At 61.9% G+C, this 18,577-nt stretch carries 19 protein-coding genes; 10 read left to right on the forward strand and 9 right to left on the reverse strand.

Going from position 1 to position 18,577, the window contains the following annotated elements; all coding sequences use genetic code 11:
- Positions 1 to 43 precede the first annotated feature (43 nt).
- The 3 genes from exeL (at position 44) to exeN (ending at position 2,572) form a co-directional block, all read left to right on the forward strand.
- On the forward strand, positions 44 to 1,228 hold the full coding sequence (gene exeL, locus OKC28_RS05775) for a GspL family type II secretion system protein ExeL (RefSeq protein WP_270688095.1): 1,185 nt from the start codon (positions 44 to 46) through the stop codon (positions 1,226 to 1,228).
- The gene (exeM, locus tag OKC28_RS05780; protein ID WP_270688096.1) at positions 1,225 to 1,716 is read left to right on the forward strand and encodes a GspM family type II secretion system protein ExeM; all 492 of its coding nucleotides are present in this window, start codon (positions 1,225 to 1,227) and stop codon (positions 1,714 to 1,716) included. The genes exeL and exeM overlap by 4 nt, the downstream gene beginning before the upstream one ends.
- Before the next feature lie 97 nt (positions 1,717 to 1,813).
- A complete protein-coding gene (gene exeN / locus OKC28_RS05785) occupies positions 1,814 to 2,572 on the forward strand; it encodes a GspN family type II secretion system protein ExeN (protein WP_219591345.1) in 759 nt (252 codons plus the stop codon).
- A gap of 62 nt (positions 2,573 to 2,634) precedes the next feature.
- On the opposite strand, the gene OKC28_RS05790 is transcribed toward exeN, so the two are convergent.
- Positions 2,635 to 3,456, reverse strand: coding sequence for a helix-turn-helix domain-containing protein (locus tag OKC28_RS05790; protein WP_270688098.1), 822 nt, complete (start codon positions 3,454 to 3,456; stop codon positions 2,635 to 2,637).
- A gap of 160 nt (positions 3,457 to 3,616) precedes the next feature.
- Between OKC28_RS05790 and tyrS the strand changes: the two genes are divergently transcribed.
- Positions 3,617 to 4,885: a tyrosine--tRNA ligase gene (gene tyrS, locus OKC28_RS05795; RefSeq protein WP_270688100.1), complete on the forward strand. Its 1,269-nt coding sequence runs from the start codon at positions 3,617 to 3,619 to the stop codon at positions 4,883 to 4,885.
- Between the two features lie 81 nt (positions 4,886 to 4,966).
- Here tyrS and yrfG read toward each other — a convergent pair whose 3' ends face one another.
- Positions 4,967 to 5,635, reverse strand: coding sequence for a GMP/IMP nucleotidase (yrfG, locus tag OKC28_RS05800; RefSeq protein WP_270688102.1), 669 nt, complete (start codon positions 5,633 to 5,635; stop codon positions 4,967 to 4,969).
- A 148-nt stretch (positions 5,636 to 5,783) separates the two neighbouring features.
- Between yrfG and nudE the strand changes: the two genes are divergently transcribed.
- From nudE to OKC28_RS05815, 3 genes are all read left to right on the forward strand, one after another.
- Positions 5,784 to 6,392 (forward strand): ADP compounds hydrolase NudE, encoded by a 609-nt coding sequence (nudE, locus tag OKC28_RS05805; RefSeq protein WP_265451497.1) that lies wholly within the window; start codon positions 5,784 to 5,786, stop codon positions 6,390 to 6,392.
- Positions 6,393 to 6,433: 41 nt separating this feature from the next.
- Positions 6,434 to 7,246 (forward strand): 3'(2'),5'-bisphosphate nucleotidase CysQ, encoded by an 813-nt coding sequence (gene cysQ / locus OKC28_RS05810; RefSeq protein ID WP_005315821.1) that lies wholly within the window; start codon positions 6,434 to 6,436, stop codon positions 7,244 to 7,246.
- Positions 7,247 to 7,658: 412 nt separating this feature from the next.
- Positions 7,659 to 8,930, forward strand: a complete 1,272-nt coding sequence (locus tag OKC28_RS05815; protein WP_059113746.1) for an aromatic amino acid transport family protein — start codon at positions 7,659 to 7,661, stop codon at positions 8,928 to 8,930.
- Positions 8,931 to 9,001: 71 nt separating this feature from the next.
- Here the strand turns inward: OKC28_RS05815 and OKC28_RS05820 are convergent, their stop codons facing one another.
- The 3 genes from OKC28_RS05820 to metJ form a co-directional block, all read right to left on the reverse strand.
- Positions 9,002 to 9,340 (reverse strand): tRNA-binding protein, encoded by a 339-nt coding sequence (locus OKC28_RS05820; protein WP_059113747.1) that lies wholly within the window; start codon positions 9,338 to 9,340, stop codon positions 9,002 to 9,004.
- Positions 9,341 to 9,424: 84 nt separating this feature from the next.
- The gene (locus OKC28_RS05825) at positions 9,425 to 10,183 is read right to left on the reverse strand and encodes an AraC family transcriptional regulator (protein WP_270688227.1); all 759 of its coding nucleotides are present in this window, start codon (positions 10,181 to 10,183) and stop codon (positions 9,425 to 9,427) included.
- Between the two features lie 39 nt (positions 10,184 to 10,222).
- Positions 10,223 to 10,546 carry a met regulon transcriptional regulator MetJ gene (gene metJ, locus OKC28_RS05830; protein WP_005315809.1) on the reverse strand — a complete coding sequence of 108 codons (324 nt, stop codon included), beginning with the start codon at positions 10,544 to 10,546 and terminating at the stop codon, positions 10,223 to 10,225.
- 295 nt (positions 10,547 to 10,841) lie between these two features.
- Between metJ and metB the strand changes: the two genes are divergently transcribed.
- Both metB and OKC28_RS05840 read left to right on the forward strand, forming a co-directional pair.
- Complete coding sequence (gene metB / locus OKC28_RS05835; RefSeq protein ID WP_270688106.1) at positions 10,842 to 12,014, forward strand: cystathionine gamma-synthase; 1,173 nt, start codon at positions 10,842 to 10,844, stop codon at positions 12,012 to 12,014.
- Positions 12,014 to 14,467: a bifunctional aspartate kinase/homoserine dehydrogenase II gene (locus OKC28_RS05840; protein WP_270688108.1), complete on the forward strand. Its 2,454-nt coding sequence runs from the start codon at positions 12,014 to 12,016 to the stop codon at positions 14,465 to 14,467. The genes metB and OKC28_RS05840 overlap by 1 nt, the downstream gene beginning before the upstream one ends.
- An 86-nt stretch (positions 14,468 to 14,553) precedes the next feature.
- On the opposite strand, the gene OKC28_RS05845 is transcribed toward OKC28_RS05840, so the two are convergent.
- The 4 genes from OKC28_RS05845 to OKC28_RS05860 form a co-directional block, all read right to left on the reverse strand.
- Positions 14,554 to 15,438 (reverse strand): hypothetical protein, encoded by an 885-nt coding sequence (locus tag OKC28_RS05845; RefSeq protein ID WP_270688110.1) that lies wholly within the window; start codon positions 15,436 to 15,438, stop codon positions 14,554 to 14,556.
- A gap of 77 nt (positions 15,439 to 15,515) precedes the next feature.
- Positions 15,516 to 16,430: a hypothetical protein gene (locus OKC28_RS05850; RefSeq protein ID WP_005315800.1), complete on the reverse strand. Its 915-nt coding sequence runs from the start codon at positions 16,428 to 16,430 to the stop codon at positions 15,516 to 15,518.
- A 58-nt stretch (positions 16,431 to 16,488) separates the two neighbouring features.
- On the reverse strand, positions 16,489 to 17,178 hold the full coding sequence (locus tag OKC28_RS05855) for an LrgB family protein (protein ID WP_005315798.1): 690 nt from the start codon (positions 17,176 to 17,178) through the stop codon (positions 16,489 to 16,491).
- A complete protein-coding gene (locus OKC28_RS05860; RefSeq protein ID WP_270688113.1) occupies positions 17,171 to 17,572 on the reverse strand; it encodes a CidA/LrgA family protein in 402 nt (133 codons plus the stop codon). The genes OKC28_RS05855 and OKC28_RS05860 overlap by 8 nt, the downstream gene beginning before the upstream one ends.
- A 126-nt stretch (positions 17,573 to 17,698) precedes the next feature.
- Between OKC28_RS05860 and OKC28_RS05865 the strand changes: the two genes are divergently transcribed.
- Positions 17,699 to 18,574, forward strand: a complete 876-nt coding sequence (locus OKC28_RS05865; RefSeq protein ID WP_270688115.1) for a LysR family transcriptional regulator — start codon at positions 17,699 to 17,701, stop codon at positions 18,572 to 18,574.
- The last annotated feature ends 3 nt before the right edge of the window (positions 18,575 to 18,577 follow it).

An 18,577-nucleotide genomic window follows, 5' to 3' on the forward strand; every position in this document is an offset into this window, starting at 1 on the left:
GCCCATCCCCTGGATGCGGACGGGAATGGCAGGAGAGATATTTGTGAGCGAGAGTCTGGTCATCCGTCTGGGGACCAATGCGCAGCAACCGGTCGAGTGGCTGGTGTGGTCGGCGAAGGAGGAGGAGATCATTGCCTCCGGTACCCTGGCCTCGGCCCATGCCCTCGGCGAGCTGCGGGAGCGTGCCGGTGGCCGCCCTGTGGTGACCCTGGTGCCGGGCAGCGACCTTATCTTCCGGCGGGTGAGCCTGCCGGGCAAATACAGTCGCCAGGCCGCGGCTGCCTTGCCCTATCTGCTGGAGGAGCAAATCGCCTCCGATGTGGATGAGCTGCATCTGGTGGTGCTGGCCCACGAGGGCCACGATGTGGACCTGATGGCGGTCGACAAGGAGAAGATGCAGACCTGGTTGGGCTGGCTGGAGGCGGCGGGCCTCAAGAGCCAGCAACTGCTGCCGGACGTGCTGGCGCTGCCTCAGGCCGCCGACGGCTGGTCAGCCCTGCAACTGGGCAAGGAGTGGCTGCTGCGCCAGGGCCCTTGCCAGGGCATAGTGGCCGATGAGCCGCTGCTGGCCATGTTGCTGGCGGTCGAAGCCGAACCGGTCACCATCCACAGCCATACCCAGGTACCGCCGATCCTGACTGCCAACTGGCAGGCGGCAGATCCCGAACTGCCCATGCTGCTGCTGGCCAAAGGGGCGTTGAACTGTCAGGCCAACTTGTTGCAGGGCCCCTACCGGCCGCAAACCGAATACTCCCGTTACTGGTTGCAGTGGCGCAAGGTGGCCGTGGTCGCCGGCTTGCTGCTGTTGGTGGCGCTGACCCAGCGCGGTGTGCATCTCTATCAGCTGGCGGAGCAGGACAAGGCTCTCAAGGCCGAGATCCGGCAGGTCTACACCCGTATCTTCCCGGGGGAGACCCGCATCGTGAACGTGCGCAGCCAGATGGCTCAGCACCTCAAGTTGCTGGGGCAGACCCCGCAGGATGGCGTGCTCTTGTTGCTGACCGAACTGGCACCCACCTTCGCCGAGGTGCCGGGTCTCAAGCCGCAGGTGTTGCGCTTCGACGCCGCCCGGGGCGAGCTGAGATTGCAGGTGACGGCACCCGGTTTCACCGAGATAGAGCGTTTTCGCGAGCTGGCGGGCAAGCGTTTCGAGGTGCAGCAGGGTGAGGTGCGCAGCACAGAAGGCAAGGTTGAAGGGGCACTGGTGCTGAAGGGTAAATCATCATGATGGACAAACTACAAGGCTGGTGGCGCAGCATCAGCGCCCGCGAGCAGCGGCTGGTGGCCGTGGGTGGCAGCTGCCTGCTGATCGGGCTCTGCTACTGGGTCGTCTGGCAGCCCATTGCCAACCGCATCGCCGAGCGCGAGCGGCAGGTGCTGAGTCAGCAACAGACGCTCGCTTGGCTGAAAGAGAAGGGGGAAGAGGTGCTGGCGATGCAGGGCGGTCAGGGCCGTCAGCTTGACACCAGCGGCACCCTTGAAGGGGTGGTTAACCGCACTGCCTTCAACCAGAAAATCAAGATTGCCCGTCTGCAACCCCAGGGTCAGGAGCTGCAGGTGTGGATCGACACAGTGTCGTTCGATGATCTGCTGATCTGGCTGGCGAGCCTCGCCGATCAGCACGGTGTCCAGGTGCAGGTCATAGAGGTGGCCCGTGAGAATCTGGCTCCGGGCCTGGTCAAGGTCAGACGCTTGCAGTTGAGTCGTCCCCAATGACATCCAGCGGGCTGAGTGCCGCCGAGTGCCCGGTATTTCGTCCCTGTGGGGCGCCGGGCTTGGTCAAGGCCAGACATTTTCAGTTGAGTCATTTTCTATGAAGAAAAAAGTACTGATCGCCGCCCTGTTTCTGGTGGCCTATCTCGGTTTTCTGTTGGTGAAGCTGCCCGCTACTCTGGTGGTACGCCATCTGCCGTTACCGCCCAACCTGGTGCAGCTGGAAGGGGTGAGCGGTACCCTCTGGAACGGCCAGGTCGCCCGGCTGCAATATGCCAGCGAGTCGCTGACCCAGCTGCGCTGGGAGCTCAACGGCTGGTCACTGCTGCGTTTCGCCCCCGAGGTCTCTCTGCGTTTCGGCGATCGCAGCGGCCTCAATGGCCAGGGTGTGGTCGGCTGGAATGGCGCCGCCTTTGGTCGCGACATTACCCTCAATGTGCCCGCGCCCTGGGTGCTGGATCGGGTGCCCATGCGGCTGCCGTTCCCGCTGACGGTGGCGGGTCAGTTGCAGCTCAAGGTCGATCAGTTTGCCCAGGGCAACCCCTGGTGTGACAACCTTTACGGCAATCTCTATTGGTATGGCGCCGATGCAGACACCTCGGCCGGCAAGCTGCCGCTGGGTGATCCCGAGATCAAGCTGACCTGCATCGACTCCCGTCTGGTGGCCGAACTCAAGCAGAGCTCGGAGGCGGTGCAGGTGATGGGCAAACTGGAACTGCAGGCCAATCGCCAGTACCTGTTCCAGGGCTCTCTCAAACCTGGCCCTGAGCTGCCGGAAGAGATGAAGCAGGGATTGCCCTTCCTCGGTCAACCCGACGGTCAGGGCCGTTTCCCGCTGCGCTACCAGGGGCGTATCTGACGATACTGTCTGGTGTTGTGGACGCATGATGAAAATAACCCCGCTTCGGCGGGGTTATGTCGTTATGGGGTTTGTATGTCGCCAACCGGCGCCGTGATCAGGTGGTTCAGAAAGAGATTGAACAGCTCGGCCCGCGAGCCGAGTCGCAGCTTGCCATAGAGGTGCTTGCGGTGATTCTTTACAGTGCCGCAGCCAATCCCGAGCGCAGCGGCAATCGCCTCGGTATCCAGCCCCTGCAGCAGCAACTCCGCCACCTGCCGTTCCCGACGGGTAAGCCGATCGCCCCCCACACTTGCCATCGCCTGTTCCACTGCACTCTTGAGGCTGGCGCTGTCCGGCGGCGCGCTGCTCTGGGCCAGCAGCGGCTGGCTCTGCTGCCACTGCTGACGACACAGCGAATGTACCAGCGGAAACAGCTGCTCCAGCCTCGCCAGCTCGTTCTGGCTGAGGGTACTGCGCTTGTCGAGGCGACCGAGAAACAGCATCAGCGTCAGTCCGTCCCGTACCGGCAGGATCAGCCCCACCTCCTCCTGCCAGCCGGTGGCCTGATAGAAGTGATGGCGATATTCGGGATCGAGCCGCCCTTGTGACACTTGTGCCAAAGTCCAGACGCCGGCAGGCAAGCCCTGCTCCAGCGCCTGCATAAAGGGATCCTGACTGAAGTGGCTGGTGAGATAGCGATCAAACAGCAGGGCCCGCTGGTGGCTCAGGTTGTCGTAGAGGTAGACGGGCCTTTGCCCCACCCCGAGCAGCAGGGCGCAATCAAACGCCACCTGCTGCTGGATCAGCCGCACCAGCGCCGCCGCAAAGGCGCTGCTGTGCAGGGCATCGACCACCTCGGTCATGCTGCGGGTCAGGGCATCAGTGGCGAATGGCTGGGTCATGGTCGTTGAGTCACGGTGGTGGATTTCCGGTGGCGGGGAGCAGCTCCCTACTATGGGTGGATGCTAGCACGAGAGTGACAAAACTGTCCCTCAGGGGACATATCCGCCACCGACCAGAACGGCGAGGATGACGGCTTTTCCCCCTGCTGTTGGAGCACCCATGATCAACCCCCACCTGCTCGATGAGCTGAGCCAGCGCGGCCTTGTGGCCCAGAATTCCGACCCGGCGGCCCTGGCCTCCCACCTCGCCACGCCACGCACCGTCTATTGCGGGTTCGATCCCACCGCCGGCAGCCTGCATATCGGTCATCTGGTGCCGCTCTTGATGCTGCGCCGCTTCCAGCTGGCGGGCCACACCCCGGTGGCACTGGTGGGCGGGGCGACCGGCCTTATCGGCGACCCCAGCTTCAAGGCGACCGAGCGCAGCCTCAACAGTGCCGATACCGTGCTGGGTTGGGTTGCCAGCCTGTCGGCCCAGATCAGGGCGCTGCTGCCCGCCGACGACGGCCTCTGTGCCCCGCAACTGGTCAACAATGGCGACTGGATGGGGCAGATGTCCGCCCTCGATTTTCTGCGGGATATCGGCAAGCACTTCTCGGTCAATGCCATGCTGGCGCGGGAGTCGGTGCGCCAGCGACTGGCCCGTCCGGATCAGGGCATCTCGTTCACCGAGTTCTCCTACGCCCTGCTGCAATCCTACGACTTTGCAGTGCTGCACCAGCGGCTCGGCTGCACCCTGCAAATTGGCGGCAACGACCAGTGGGGCAATATCACCAGCGGCATGGATCTCACCCGTCGCCTCCATCAGGCGCAGGTGCACGGCATGACCCTGCCCCTTATCACCAAGGCGGACGGTACCAAGTTCGGCAAGACCGAAGGCGGTGCCGTCTGGCTGGATCCTGCGCTCACCTCGCCTTACGCCTTCTACCAGTTCTGGCTCGGCACCGCGGATGAGGATGTCTACCGCTTCCTGCGCTACTACAGCTTTATGTCGCTGAGCGAGATTGATGCACTGGAGGCAGAAGATGCCCAGCGGCAAGGGCGCAAGCAGGCCCAGCAGGTGTTGGCGGATGAGCTGACCGAACTGGTGCATGGCAAGGCGGCGCTGGCGGCGGTGCAGCGCATCAGCGAGCTGCTGTTTAGCGGCGACGTGGCGCGCCTTGGCGAGAGCGATCTGGCCCAGCTGGCGCAGGATGGCATGCCGAGCAGCACAGTCAGCGGCGAGATCGATCTGGTCACTCTGTTGGTCAGCTGCGGTCTGGCGAACTCCAAGCGCATCGCCCGCGAACTGCTGGCGGCGGGGGCCATCAGCCTCAATGGCACCATCAGGCAGGATGAGCAGCTGAGTGCCGAGGATCGGCTGTTTGACCGCTATCTGCTGCTGCGCAGGGGCAAGAAGCAGTACCGGCTGGTGACGTGGCAGGGGTGAGTCGACCCGGGATCGACAAGGGCTGCCTGGGCAGCCCTTCTGTTTATCCGTCAGTTTGGAGAGCCCTGCCCCCATCTGGCATCACACGGCCAGCGGCATCAGCTCGGCGTAGTCACGGATCGCCGGGAAGGCGGTGATGTGCTGCTCGGGCTGGCAACTGTCCGGATTCTGGATGGCAAGCTGATAGCCGATGCCGTAGTCGGCGGCGGCCCGCAGGATCCGCTCGCTGTCATCCACAAACAGGGTACGGGCCGGATCGAACGCCAGCCGCTCGGCCAGCGCCTGCCAGCAGTGCTGGCTCTCCTTCGACCAGCCCAGTTCGTGGGTGCTTACCATCAAATCCACATGCCCGGCGAGGCCGAGCCGCGCCTCCTTGACCGACAGGCTGGCGGGGTGGGCGTTGGTAAACAGCACCAGCTGCTTGCCTGCCGCCCGCAGCTCGGCAAGGAAGGGGATGACGTTGGGCCGCCACTGGATCTTCTCCAGGATCTCCTGCTTGAGGGCGCGAATATCCAGCCCCAGGGTCTGGCTCCAGTAATCCACACAGTACCAGTCGAGGGTGCCGCTGACGGCGTGATAGTGGGCATCGATGTGTGCTCTGGCTTGGTCCAGCGGCAGGTCGAGTCGCTCTGCGTAGCGTGTCGGCACCAGTTGTTGCCAGAGGTGGTTGTCAAAATGGAGATCGATCAGGGTGCCATCCATATCGAGCAGGACTGTGTCTATCTGGTGCCAGGGCAGCTGGGTCGGCATGGGGCCTCTTGGTGTCAATATTCGGGAGGAAAACGGGGCGGCATTATAACGGATTTTTCCGTCCGTTTTCCCGTCCTTGCCCCGTGGTGTTCGGTGTGGGAGTCGTTTACTCTTGAAGCACTATTTTTTAACGAGCAGCCAACGCCCGATGAGTGACCACCACAAGAGCAAGCCCGAGCATATCTGTGTCGAGACCCTGAATCTCGACAAGAACAAGCCGGAGATCCTCAAGGCAGAGATAGTGGCCGAGAGCCGGCTGTTCAAGGTGGAATCCCTGCACCTCAAATTCTCCAATGGCGAGGAGCGAGTCTATGAGCGGATGCGGGGTGGCAACCGGGGCGCCGTCATGGTGGTGCCCCTGTATGACGCCCACACCCTACTGCTGGTGCGCGAGTATGCGGCTGGTACTCACTCTTACGAGCTGGGCTTTCCCAAGGGGCTGATAGACCCGGGTGAGAACGCCTTCGAGGCGGGTAACCGGGAGCTGATGGAGGAGGCCGGTTTTGGCGCCAACAGCCTGATCCCCCTCAAGCAGGTGTCACTGGCGCCGGGTTACTTCTCCAGCCGGATGGACATACTGCTGGCGAGGGATCTCTTCCCCGAGCAGCGAGTCGGCGATGAACCCGAGCCTCTGGAGGTGATCCCCTGGCCGCTCAACCGGATTGATGAATTGCTGGCGCGTTCCGACTTTACCGAGTCGCGCAGCATCAGTGCCCTGCTGCTGGCCCAGAAGTGGCTGGCGGAGCAGGAAAACTAGCCCGAACGTGGGCAAAGGCAATAAAAACAGAGGATAACAAGATGCAGGAGTTGTTGGCCTGGGTTCCAGGGGTCAAGGAGATCGCCCGCGAAGCGGGACGTATCCTTCACGAAATCTATCACGGCGGTCAGTTCGAGCGTCAGCTGAAGGAGGATGCGACCCCGGTCACCAGTGCCGATCTTGCTGCCGATGCCTACCTCAAACAGGCGCTGTCGGCGCTCACCCCCCATGTACCCGTGCTGACCGAAGAGGCGGCCGATGTGCCCTTCAGTCAGCGGTCCAACTGGCGGCAGTACTGGCTGGTGGATCCCCTCGACGGCACCGGTGAGTTCATTGCCGGCAGCGGCGATTTCGCCACCCTGATCGCCCTGGTACGGGACAATGTGCCGGTGCTTGGGGTCATCTACGCCCCCGAGTCTGACGTGCTCTACTGGGCGGTGCGTGGTCACGGCGCCTTCAAGGAGGTGAACGGCGAGACCTTGCCCATCAGCGCCATGCATCACGAACATGACCAGCCAGACTCCCTGGTGGTGGCCATCAGCCGTCGCCAGAAGCTGGAGAATCTGACCCGCCGCCTCAATCCGGCCATCAACTACGAGCTGATACCGCTCGGTTCCAGCTCCCTCAAGTCCTGCCTGGTGGCGGAAGGGGCAGCCGATTGCTATGTGCGACTCGGCCCCACCGGCGAGTGGGATACCGCCGCTGCCCAGTGCATCGTCGAGGCGGCTGGTGGCCGTATCCTCAGCCTGGCGTTGCAACCGCTCAGCTACAACGAAACCGAGTCGCTGGAGAACCCGGACTTCATAGTGATGGGAGATCCGGATCTCGCCTGGGGCACTATTCTCGCTCACTGAGTTGGCTGACATTTCATCGCAAGACTCAATCAGGCGACCTCATGGTCGCCTGATTGTCTGGTGTGATCCGCTGCTTTTATCCGGCATGCATAGGAGTATCCACTGGCAAAGAACGTGAATGACAGTGGAACGTCATCATCGAGCGGGAAGATTTGGCATGGATTTTCAGGTAATCCTGCGAACGATCATTTGGTCAAAATAAAAAAGTGAGTATGAATGTAAATTTGGATTTATATATCGCAATTTTCATGTTTTGTAGTTTTACGCGATTATCCAATCCCGATTGAATTCCCTATCTCACTGGCTTGAGCGCGTTATGGTAGTGATATGTTTCAGTCCCTCATTTTGAGAATTAAATCCTGATAAACCACAATGTGCTCAGATTAAAACACTGACAAAAAGTGGATTAGTAATGAGTTTATCTGTAGATGTCGTCAAGGAGCTGTCTGCTTCCCAGCCAGCCGTTACCAGCACTGCCCGTTGGCGCAGTCATGATACCCACTGGGTGATCAGCCTGTTTGGCACCGCCGTCGGCGCCGGCATACTCTTTCTGCCCATCAATCTGGGTCTGGGCGGTATCTGGCCCCTGGTCATAGTCGCCGTACTGGCCGGTCCCATGACCTTCCTGGCTCACCGCGGGCTGGCCCGCTTCGTGCTTTCTTCCTCCCGTCCCCATGCCGATTTCACCGAGGTGGCCGAGGAGCACTTCGGCAAGATGGCCGGCCGCCTTATCTCGGCGCTCTATTTCCTCTCCATCTTCCCGATACTGCTCATCTACGGTGTGGGGCTGACCAACACGGTGGAGAGCTTCATGGTCAACCAGCTCGGCATGGCCACCCCGAACCGGGTGATGCTCTCCGGCCTGCTGGTGTTTGCCATGATCGCCGTGATGATGGCCGGGGAGAAAGCGATGCTGCGCGCCTTTGCCTTCATGGTCTATCCGCTGGCGGCCATTCTGGCGGCGCTCTCCTGCTACCTCATTCCCCAGTGGCAGTGGCCGGAAGTCACCGCCTTTGATGGCGGCAGCTTCCTTAATACCGTCTGGCTGGCGCTGCCGGTGACCGTTTTTGCCTTCAGCCATGCCGCCGCCATCTCCGGCTTTGCCAACGTGCAGCGCCGGGAATATGGTGAGCAGGCCGAGGCCAAGAGCGGCCTGATCCTGCGCAACACCACCATAATGCTGGTGGGCTTCGTGCTCTTCTTCGTCTTCTCCTGCGTGCTGAGCCTCACTCCGGCCCAGCTTGCCGAAGCCAAGGCCCAGAACGTCTCAGTGCTCTCCTATCTCGCCAACATCACCGACAACCCTGTGATAGTGACGCTAGGGCCCCTCATCGCCTTTATCGCCATCAGCTCTTCCTTCCTCGGCCACTTCCTCGGCGCCCGGGAGAGCCTGAAAAGCCTGATTGCCAAGCCCACCGGCCTGTCGCTGGCCAATGCCGACAAGCTCGGCATCGCCCTGATGTTCTTCGCCATCTGGGGGGCTGCCGTCATCAACCCGGGTATCCTGGGTCTGATGGAGACCCTCTCCGGCCCCGTCATCGCCATGATCCTCTTCATCATGCCGGTGATAGCGATCTACAAGGTGGAGGCGCTGGCCCGCTTCCGCCAGGGCTGGACCAACGGCTTTATCCTGCTGACCGGGGCGCTGGCGGTGTCGGCGCTGGTCTTCAGCCTGTTGAAGTAACAGCGAGCTGCGGCAAAAAATGAGAGAGGCGACCCTGGGGTCGCCTCTCTTTTTTCATGGGGCCAAGGGCATCAGCCCAGCTTGGCCCCGTTCTCCACCGCCTGCTCAGGGATGGCCATCACAACCGCACCGTCAGCCCGGTAGAAACCGGTCAGTAGAAACTCCGACTGGATGGGGCCTATCTGTTTGGGGGGAAAGTTCACCACGGCGACTATCTGGCGGCCCACCAGCTCCTCAGGTCGATAGAGGTCCGTTATCTGGGCGCTGCTCTTGCGTACCCCGAGCTCGGGACCGAAATCCGCCCACACCTTGTAGGCGGGCCGGCGTGCCTCGGGGAAGGGCTCGACCCGCACCAGGGTGCCCACTCTCAGCTCTATCATCTCGAACTGCTGCCAGCTTATGGTCTGCATCTTGGCTCCTCGTTTCATACACCTTGCATTGGCCTCAGCATGCCTCGAAACGGCGCTGGCTGTCTTCGGTGACTGGCCGCCCTGTTACGGCAAAAGGCCGTTTTGCTGGCGCCAGAGGGAAGGGGTCAGCCCGCTCTCGGTCAGGAAGCGCTCGGCGAAGGCTCCCTGATTCTGGTAGCCGCAGCGACTGGCGATCTCGCCTATGGGCAGTTGGGTGTGGGAAAGCAGGGTGCGTGCCAGCGTCATGCGCCGTGCCCGTATGTAGTGGGAGACGCTCATCCCCAGCTGCTGGCGAAAGGTGTGCTTGAACTGACTCTGACCGAGGCAGGCGATGGCGGCGAGCTGCTCATTGCCAAGGGGCTCGGCGAGGTGGGCCTCGATATGGCGCTGCACCTTGAGGATACGGGCGGCAAGGCGAGGAGGAACAGAGGAGTGCATTTCTTGCCCTTGTGCCAGCAGGGAGAGCCACACTTGCTCCATGCCCGCCACCTGGCGACCCGCTGCCACCATGCGGTGCAGGAAGGCGAGGTAGTGGCGCTGGGGCTCGTCCAGCTCGATAAAGGGGCGGGCCGCCAGATCGCCGGGGAGCCAGTCGCTCTCCTGCACCAGAAACGAGAGGGCCGGATCGGCGGCGTAGTCGTGCCGCTCGCCAGGGGCTATCACGCAGACAAAACCGGGGGCGAGGCGACGTCCCTGGCCCTGTACCTCGATCTCGAGGGGGCCGTCCAGGGGGATCACCAGCTGGGCGAAGTCGTGGCTGTGGCTGCTGATGTCGCTCTGGTAGTGGCGCAGGCTGAAGGGGGAGGCGGTAGATAGCAATGACGCGGCCTGGGGCCGCGTCATCTTCAAAGAGGGATTGCTGTTTGGCATAGGTCGCAGGTATTACTCTGCGTCGAAATCTTCGATCTCTTTGCCCAGCGCTTCCATGATGGCGCGCACCTCGGCGGGGACGCTGTCCGGATGATCCTTGCGCAGATCGTCGTCGCAGGGCAGCGGCTGACCGGTGAAAGCGTGCAGGAAGGCTTCACAGAGCAGCTCACTGTTGGTCGCATGACGCAGGTTGTTCACCTGGCGACGGGTGCGCTCATCGGTCAACACCTTCAACACCTTGAGCGGGATCGAGACAGTAATCTTCTTGACCTGTTCGCTCTTCTTGCCGTGTTCTGCGTAGGGGCTGACGTAGTCGCCGTTCCACTCTGTACCCATGATTCACCTGTTCTCATTTGGCCGTGAGCGCGGATTTTAACCCTTAAGGAAATTAATGGCAATCCAACAGCAAAGCCATTTAGACGTCCAGAAGTGTTGACGGCTTTTTTGCAGTGGCGTAGTGTGGTTCACCATGAGCCAGCAATGGCGGGGATGAGTGTGGCAGAGAAACCGCAGACACAGTCCCGAGACACATCAAGGAGAGCGGAAATGACCCACAAGGCTACCCTGCCGGTACGTTGCATCGGAAATCGAGCCGGATCAATCGCCCAGTCACAAAGCCAAGGAGAGCAGCATGAGTCATAAGGCCACCCTGGCGGTACGCACCGGGATTGAAACAGACCAGCAGCACGGTGCCGTGGTGCCGCCCATTTACCTCTCCAGCAACTACACCTTTGCCGACTTTGGTGAGCCCCGTCAATACGATTATGCCCGCTCCGGCAACCCGACCCGTACCAATCTGGCGGATGCGCTGGCGGCGCTGGAAGGGGGGGCTGGCGCCGTTGTGACCGGCACCGGCATGGGGGCCATCCATCTGGTGACCACTGCTCTGCTCAAGGCGGGGGATCTGCTGATCGCCCCTCACGACTGTTACGGCGGTACCTGGCGCCTGTTCGAGTATCTGGCTGCCAAGGGCCACTATCGGGTGCAGTTTGTCGATCAGGGTGACGAGGCCGCACTGGCAGAGGCGCTGACACAGAAGCCGGCGCTGGTGTGGGTGGAGACCCCTTCCAACCCCTTGCTGCGGGTAGTGGACATCACCGCCATCGCCGCCGCCTCCCATGAGGTGGGTGCCCAGGTGGTGGTGGACAACACCTTCCTCTCTCCGCTGCTGCAACAGCCGTTGTCGCTGGGGGCCGATGTTGTGGTGCACTCCACCACCAAGTACATCAACGGCCACTCCGACGTGGTGGGGGGCGTGGCCATTGCCAAGGATCCCGCGCTGGCTGAATCACTGGTGTGGTGGGCCAACTGTCTGGGACTCACCTCCGGGGCGTTCGACTCCTACCTCACCCTGCGCGGCCTGCGCACCCTGGCTCCCAGATTGCGCGCCCATCAGGAGAACACGGATCGCATTCTCGCCTTCCTGCAGCAACAGCCGCTGGTCAAAAAAATCTATCATCCCAGCCTGCAGAGTCATCCAGGCCATGATATTGCGCGCCGTCAACAGTCCGGCTTCGGCGCCATGCTAAGTTTTGAACTCGATTGCAGCGAGGCGGGATTGCGCACCTTCCTCGCGGCCCTCACCCTCTTCTCGGTAGCCGAGTCTCTCGGCGGGGTGGAGAGTCTGGTGGCCCATCCGGCCAGCATGACCCACAGGGCCATGACACCGGCGGCGCAGCAGGCGGCGGGCATCAGCGCCCAGCTGTTGCGTCTGTCGGTGGGTATTGAACACGGTGAAGATCTGGTGGCCGATCTGGCTCAGGCTTTTGAACAGGCGCAGCTGGCAGAACAGGTGGCGAAGTAATGGAACAGCAGCAAGGAGATATAGCGGTGGCAACACAAGCAGGGTTGAAGCGGCGGCAGGTACACAAGTTTGGTGGCAGCAGTCTGGCGGATCCGGTCTGCTATCGCCGGGTCGCCGCTATCGTCGAACAGCAGGTTGGCGGGGATGAGCTCGTCGTGGTCTCCGCCGCCGGCAAGACCACCAACCGCTTGATCCAGCTGGTGGAGCTGGCCGATGCGGGGGATGAGGCGGCCGGTGAAGCCATCTCTGCGCTTCAAGCTTATCAGCAGAGCCTGATCGATGGCCTGCTGGAGGGAGAGCTGCAGCTTGATCTCAGCCAGCAGCTGGCCGATGACATGCAACTGATCGCCAAGACCCTGGAGGGGCAGTTTGACCGCTTCGCCCGTAACGGCCTGCTCGCCTTTGGCGAAGTGTGGTCGGCGCGCCTGCTGGCCGCCCTGCTCAGCAGCCGGGGTGAGAAGGCCATCTGGCTTGATGCCCGCAGCTTCCTGCGTGCCGAGGATGGTGCCCTGGTCAAGGTGGATACGGCCCTTTCCAGTGAACTGCTCAAGGCCCGTCTGGCCGAACATGCCGGTCGCATCGTGGTGACAGGTTTCATCGCTGCCGACATGGAGGGGCGCTCCCTGCTGCTCGGGCGCAACGGCTCCGACTACAGCGCCAGCCTCTTGGCAGCCCTGGCTGATGGCGAATCCACCACCATCTGGAGCGACGTGGCCGGTGTCTACAGCGCCGATCCGCGCCGAGTGAAGGAGGCGCGCCTGCTGGAGCGTCTCAGTCTGGCAGAAGCAAACGAGCTGGCTCGCCTCGGTTCGTCCGTGCTGCATTCGCGCACCCTGCAACCGGTGGCGGACAGTCGCCAGCGTCTCACCCTGCGCTGCAGCTACAACCCGGATGAGGGCTGCACTCACATACTGCGCCGGGCGCCGCGCTCCGGTGGTGCCCGCATCGTCTCCTCTGTGGATCAGATCGCTCTCATCGAGCTGAAAGTGCTGCCACAGACCCACTATGAGCAGACGGTGGCGGCTATCGAGGCCCATCTGGCCCGCCACCGCCTCAACCCGCTCACCCTGCAGCGTCAGCCGGATCGGCGGGTACTGCGTCTGGCCTATACCCTGGAAGTGGCGGAAGGGGCGTTCGAGATACTGCGCGACTTCCAGCTGCAGGGCAGCTTCACTGGCCTTATCCAGAAAGAGGGATTCAGTCTGGTGGCCCTGGTGGGCGCCGGTGTCACCGACAACGCCGAGCAGTGTCACCGCTTCTATCAGTTGCTGGCGGATCAGCCGCTGGAGTTCGTGCAGGTGGCCAGAGATGGCCTGAGCTTGGTGGCCGTGCTGCGTCAGGTGGTGCTGGAGCCCCTGCTCATCGCCTTGCACAGCGCCCTGTTCAGTCGCCCTACCCGGGTCGGGCTGGTGGTATTTGGCAAGGGCAACATAGGCGGCCACTGGCTCACCCTCTATGCCCGCGAGAAGGCGCGGCTCGAACATGAGCTCAATCTGGCGTTGACCCTGTACGGGGTGTTCAGCTCGGAAGGGGGGCTGCTGGACGAAGAGGGGCTGGATCCCCTCAAGGTGCAGGACAAATTCAACCCCAAACCGCTGATCTGGCCCGAACTGCTGACCCAGCTGGAGCAGCACAGTTTCGATACGCTGATTGCCCTGGACTTGACCGCCAGCGAGACGGTGAGTCGCTACTACCCGGATTTTGCCCAGCTCGGTATTCACATCATCGCCGCCAACAAGTTTGCCGGTGCCGCCGAGAGCGAGTTCTACCAGCGCATCAAGCAGACCTGCCGCGATCATCAGGTGCAGTGGCGCTACAACGCCACCGTGGGCGCCGGGCTGCCGATCCAGTCCAGCATCCAGATGCTGCGCCAGAGCGGCGACCGCATTCAGGGGGTCTCGGGTATTTTCTCCGGCACCCTCTCCTGGCTGTTCCAGCAGTATGACGGCACTCGCCCCTTCTCCGAGCTGGTGGACGAGGCGTGGCAGCACGGCCTGACCGAGCCGGATCCCCGCGAGGATCTCTCCGGTCAGGATGTGCGCCGCAAGTTGCTGATCCTGGCGCGGGAGGCGGGTTTCGAGCTGGATTCCGCGGATATCGAACTGGAAAACCTGGTGCCGGTGACACTGCGCAAGGTGAGCACGGATCAGTTCATGGACAGGCTCAAAGAGCTGGATGACCCGATCCAGACCGCATTTGAGGGGGCGCGTCGGGTTGGCAAGGTGCTGCGCTACGTCGCCCGCTTCGAGCACGATGGCAAGGCCAGGGTCGGGCTGGAGGCGCTGGAGCCTCACCACCCGTTTGCCAATTTGCTGCCTTGTGACAACGTGTTCGCCATCGAGAGCGACAGCTATCGTACCAACCCGCTGGTGATACAGGGGCCGGGGGCAGGGCGGGAAGTAACGGCCGCCGCCATCCAGTACGATCTGTGGCAGGTCTGCGTCCGTCTCTGAGAAGATCGCTGAGGTGGGAAAAGTGGCGCTCGGATCGGGTGCTGTCACCGCAAATAAACAGAGGGCGCCCGGTTGGCGCCCTCTTGCTATGGCTCGCCCGGCCCGAACCGGCTGTGGACCGGATCGTAGAAGTAAGCCTGATAGTTGAAGCCTATCCCCTTGATGAAGGGGTTCTCAAGCCGAAACAGGCGGCGTGTATCGAGGTGGGCGAAGGTGAGGGAAGGTTTGAAGGTGTTGAGCCAGAGGGTTTGCAACGAACCGTCTTGCCAGGCAGCTTTCAGCCCGGCCTCTACTCTCTGTATGGCCTCCCGATTGGCATTGTGGGCGAAGAAGACCCGGGGCAGGGGATAGTAGAGGGCTATGCTCTCATCCATGACCAGGTCCCTGATCTCCTTGTGGTTCAGTTTCTCCTGCGGCAACTCGTTGATCCCGCGACAGAAGAGATCGAAGCGACCGCGCGCCACCATCTTGAACAGCAGCTCATAGCCTTCTACTTCCTGCACCTTGAACCCTGCCTGCCTCAGGATTTGTACATCGAGCCAGCCCTTGCCCTGGCCGAGAGTAAACTTCTTCAGCTGATCCAGGGTGGTGACGCTGGCGACGGCTGCCTGCTGTTGGGGGCTGACGAAGCAGATGCGGTAGCTGACGATCCCGAGATGGATGGGGAAACGAACATAGTCGACCCCCGTCATGTCACGGTCTGAGCGGTAGCTGTCCATGGCAAACAGGTTGGGATAGTGGTTGAAGCGCAGGCTGATCCACATCCTGGCCAATGTCATGGGGGGGGCGGCTCGCAATTGAAAGTCACCATGGCTGGCGCGAGTCTTCTCCAGCGCCAGTCGCAGCAGTTCACGGTCATAGGTGACTCTGGGATCCCGTTCACTCTCAGGGCTCATGTGGGTGAACAGAGTCGGTGTGGCAGCCTGCGCCGACAGGGTCAGCAAGAGGAGAAGCAGAGAGAACCAGATCATCACGACCTCCTGTCGAAAAATAGACTCTTCTGAATATAGTGGCTGCGGCCGTGTTACTGCGTCTGTGTCACCTGGTGTCAGGGCTCGCCGTTTCTCGTGCCTCCTGAGCCAAAGGTGCCCCTGAGCGGATCGTAGGTGTAGTCGCGGTAGTCAATCTCCAGCTCCCGGAGTTGCGGATTGTCCAACCGGAACAGCCGTCGTTTATCCAGTCTGGCAAAGTCGAGGGCTGGCTTGAAGGTCTTGAGCCAGAGCGTCTGCAAGGAGCCATCTTGCCAAGCCAGTAACAGTCCTGTCTGGATGCGTTTGAGGGCGTGCTTGTTCCCCTTGTGGGTATAGAAGAGGTGGATGAAGGGATAGTGGAGTGCTATGTGTTGATCGACAGTGAGGCGGGTGAGATCCCTGTGGGTTTCCAGCTCGGTAAGCAGCTCGTTGGCCCCCCGGCAGAACAGGTCGATCCGGCCCCGCTCTACCAGCTTGAACAGGCGCTCGTAGTTGTCGACCTCCTGCACTCGCATGCCTGCATGACGCAAAATGGTGACATCCTGCCAGCCTCGCCCCTGGCCATGGAGGAAGCTTTTCAACTCATCAAGGCGGGTCAGTCTGGCTAGTGCCTGTTGACGCTGGGGACTGACAAAACAGATCCGATAACTCAGTATGCCGAGGTCTACCGGGAAGGGAACATAGTCGAGAGACTCGGCTTCACTGGCCGGGCGCTGGCTATCCACCGCAAAAAAGTTGGGATAGCTTCCCTGCTGTATGGCTAGCCGCAGCCGTACCCGATTCATGGGCGGTGCGGCCTGCAGCTCATACTCGCCGTAGCTGTCACGGGTTTTATCCAGCGTCAGCTGCAGCAGGTCACGGTAATAAGATGCCCGCTTGTCCTGTTCGCTCTCCGGGCTGGCATGCGTAAAAATCTCGACCGCCAGCAAGGGCTGGGTCAGCAGCAGGTTGCCAAGTAGCAACCAGAACGAGAACAGGCCATAACGGATCATGCGATGTTTCCAGACACACACTTGTTTGAGTGTAGTGTGCCCAGCCTGTTTGCCCGTGCTACCAGAACATCCGGCCGAGCAGGGGGGCGAGCAGGACCGTCACCATGCCCGCTATCATCATCACCATGCTGGAGACGACGCCCTCCTCGTTACCCATCTGGTACGCCTTGGCGGTACCGGCGCCATGGGCCGAGGCGCCGAAACCGGCCCCCTTGCCGAGGCGGCTGCGAATGGCGAGCAGGGTGAGCACGCTCTCCCCCACCGCCATGCCGATGACGCCGGTCAGCACCACAAACAGCGCTGTGAGATCGGTCTGGCCGCCGATGGCACGGGTCGCTTCCACCGCGAACGGTGTGGTGATGGAGCGCATCGCCAGGCTGCGCTGCAACATGTCGGAGAGGTGCAACCAGCGTGCCAGCAGTACTGTGCTGCCCACTGCCATGATGACGGAGGCAACGACCCCGACCGAGAGGGAGAGCCAGTGCCGGTGGATCAGCTGGCGGTTTTCATAGACGGGCACGGCGAAGGCGACGGTGGCCGGTCCCAGCAACCAGAGCAGCCAGTGGGACTGAGCCATGTAGTCCTGATAGGGGATGTGAAACAGCAGCACCACGGCGACCAGCAGGGTGGGCGCCAGCAGCAGCGGCATCAGGGGCAGTATGCGCTTGCGACCATAGAGCCATTTGCTGGCGTAATAGAACAGCAGGGTAAGGGCGAAGCAGAGCAGGCCGAGCAGGGTATCAGACATGGCGGCGACTCCGGCGGGCGAGTTTCAGTTCGAGGCGATAGACCCTGTCCACCACCAACGCAGTGATGCCCAGCACCAGAGTGGTGCTGATCAGCAAGACCAGCATGATGCGCCACCCCTCCTGCAACAGCAGATCCTGATAGTTGACCACGGCCACCACGGCCGGCACGAAGAACAGCAGCATCTCGGCCAGCAGCCAGCGGGCACCTGCGCTGAACCACTGGGTCTTGACCACGCCGAGCAGGATCAGGACCAGCAGCGCCAGCATGCCGGTGAGGTTGGCGGGCAACGGCAGGTGGAAGGTACGTACCGCCGCATCGGCCAGCAGCCAGATGGCGGCCAGCAGGGCGATTTGGAAGGGAGTCTGGAACCAGCGAATGCAGAGGGCTTTCATGATGGGTGTCTTTCTGTGAACTGGCTCACAGTATAGAGACGGGTTAAACCTGCAAAAAATGAATTTAAATTATCAAATTCATGCCAAAGAGGCATGATTAAGGTTCCAGCCAGTATAGAGAGCACCATGGATATCCGAGCCCTGCGTTACTTTGTGGAACTGGTGCGGGAGCAGAGCTTCACCCGAGCCTCCGAGAAGCTGTTCGTCACCCAGCCCACCATCAGCAAGATGATCCGCAATATCGAGGAGGAGCTGTGCCAACCCTTGCTCAACCGCGAGGGGCGCCGCTTCACCCTGACCGACAGCGGCCAGGTACTGTTCAATCGGGCCCAGACCATACTGGCCGAGATGCAGCAGCTGGAGGCGGAACTCGCCGATCTGCAGAGCCTGCAATTTGGCCGGTTGGCTCTCGGCATCCCGCCCATGGTGGGCCACGTCTATGCGGATCTCATTCGTACCTATCGCAGCCGCTACCCCAAGGTGGAGCTCTCCATCGTCGAATATGGCGGTCGGCGCATCGAGCAGGCTGTGCTGGCGGGGGAGCTGGATCTTGCCATCACCATGCTGCCAACCCGGGAGGGCGGTGCCCTGAGCGCGCTGGAACTGGATCAGTATCCCATTCAGGTGGTGCTGCCGGACTTGCCGCGCTGGCGCGTATGCCGCGAGATCAGGCTGGAGGATTTGCGTGATGAACCCTTCCTGCTCTACACCCAGGCCTTCACCCTGAGCGAGCGGCTGGAGCAGGCATGCCAGCAGGCGGGCTTCGTGCCCCAGGTGGCGGCTCGCAGCAGCCAGTGGGATTTTCTCACCGCCATGGTGCGCAGCGGCATGGGGGTCGCCTTTTTACCCGAACCCATCTGCCGTCGGTTGACACCGGATGGGCTGGTGCTGCGGCCGCTTTTGCCTGAACTCAGCTGGCGGCTCGGGGTGATCTGGCCGAGCGATCGCTATCTCTCCCGCACCGCCGAAGCCTGGCTCGCGCTCTGCCGCGAGCAGGGCTGACAC

The sequence above is a fragment of the Aeromonas sp. D3 genome (genome assembly GCF_027705025.1).
Lineage (GTDB): Bacteria > Pseudomonadota > Gammaproteobacteria > Enterobacterales > Aeromonadaceae > Aeromonas > Aeromonas salmonicida.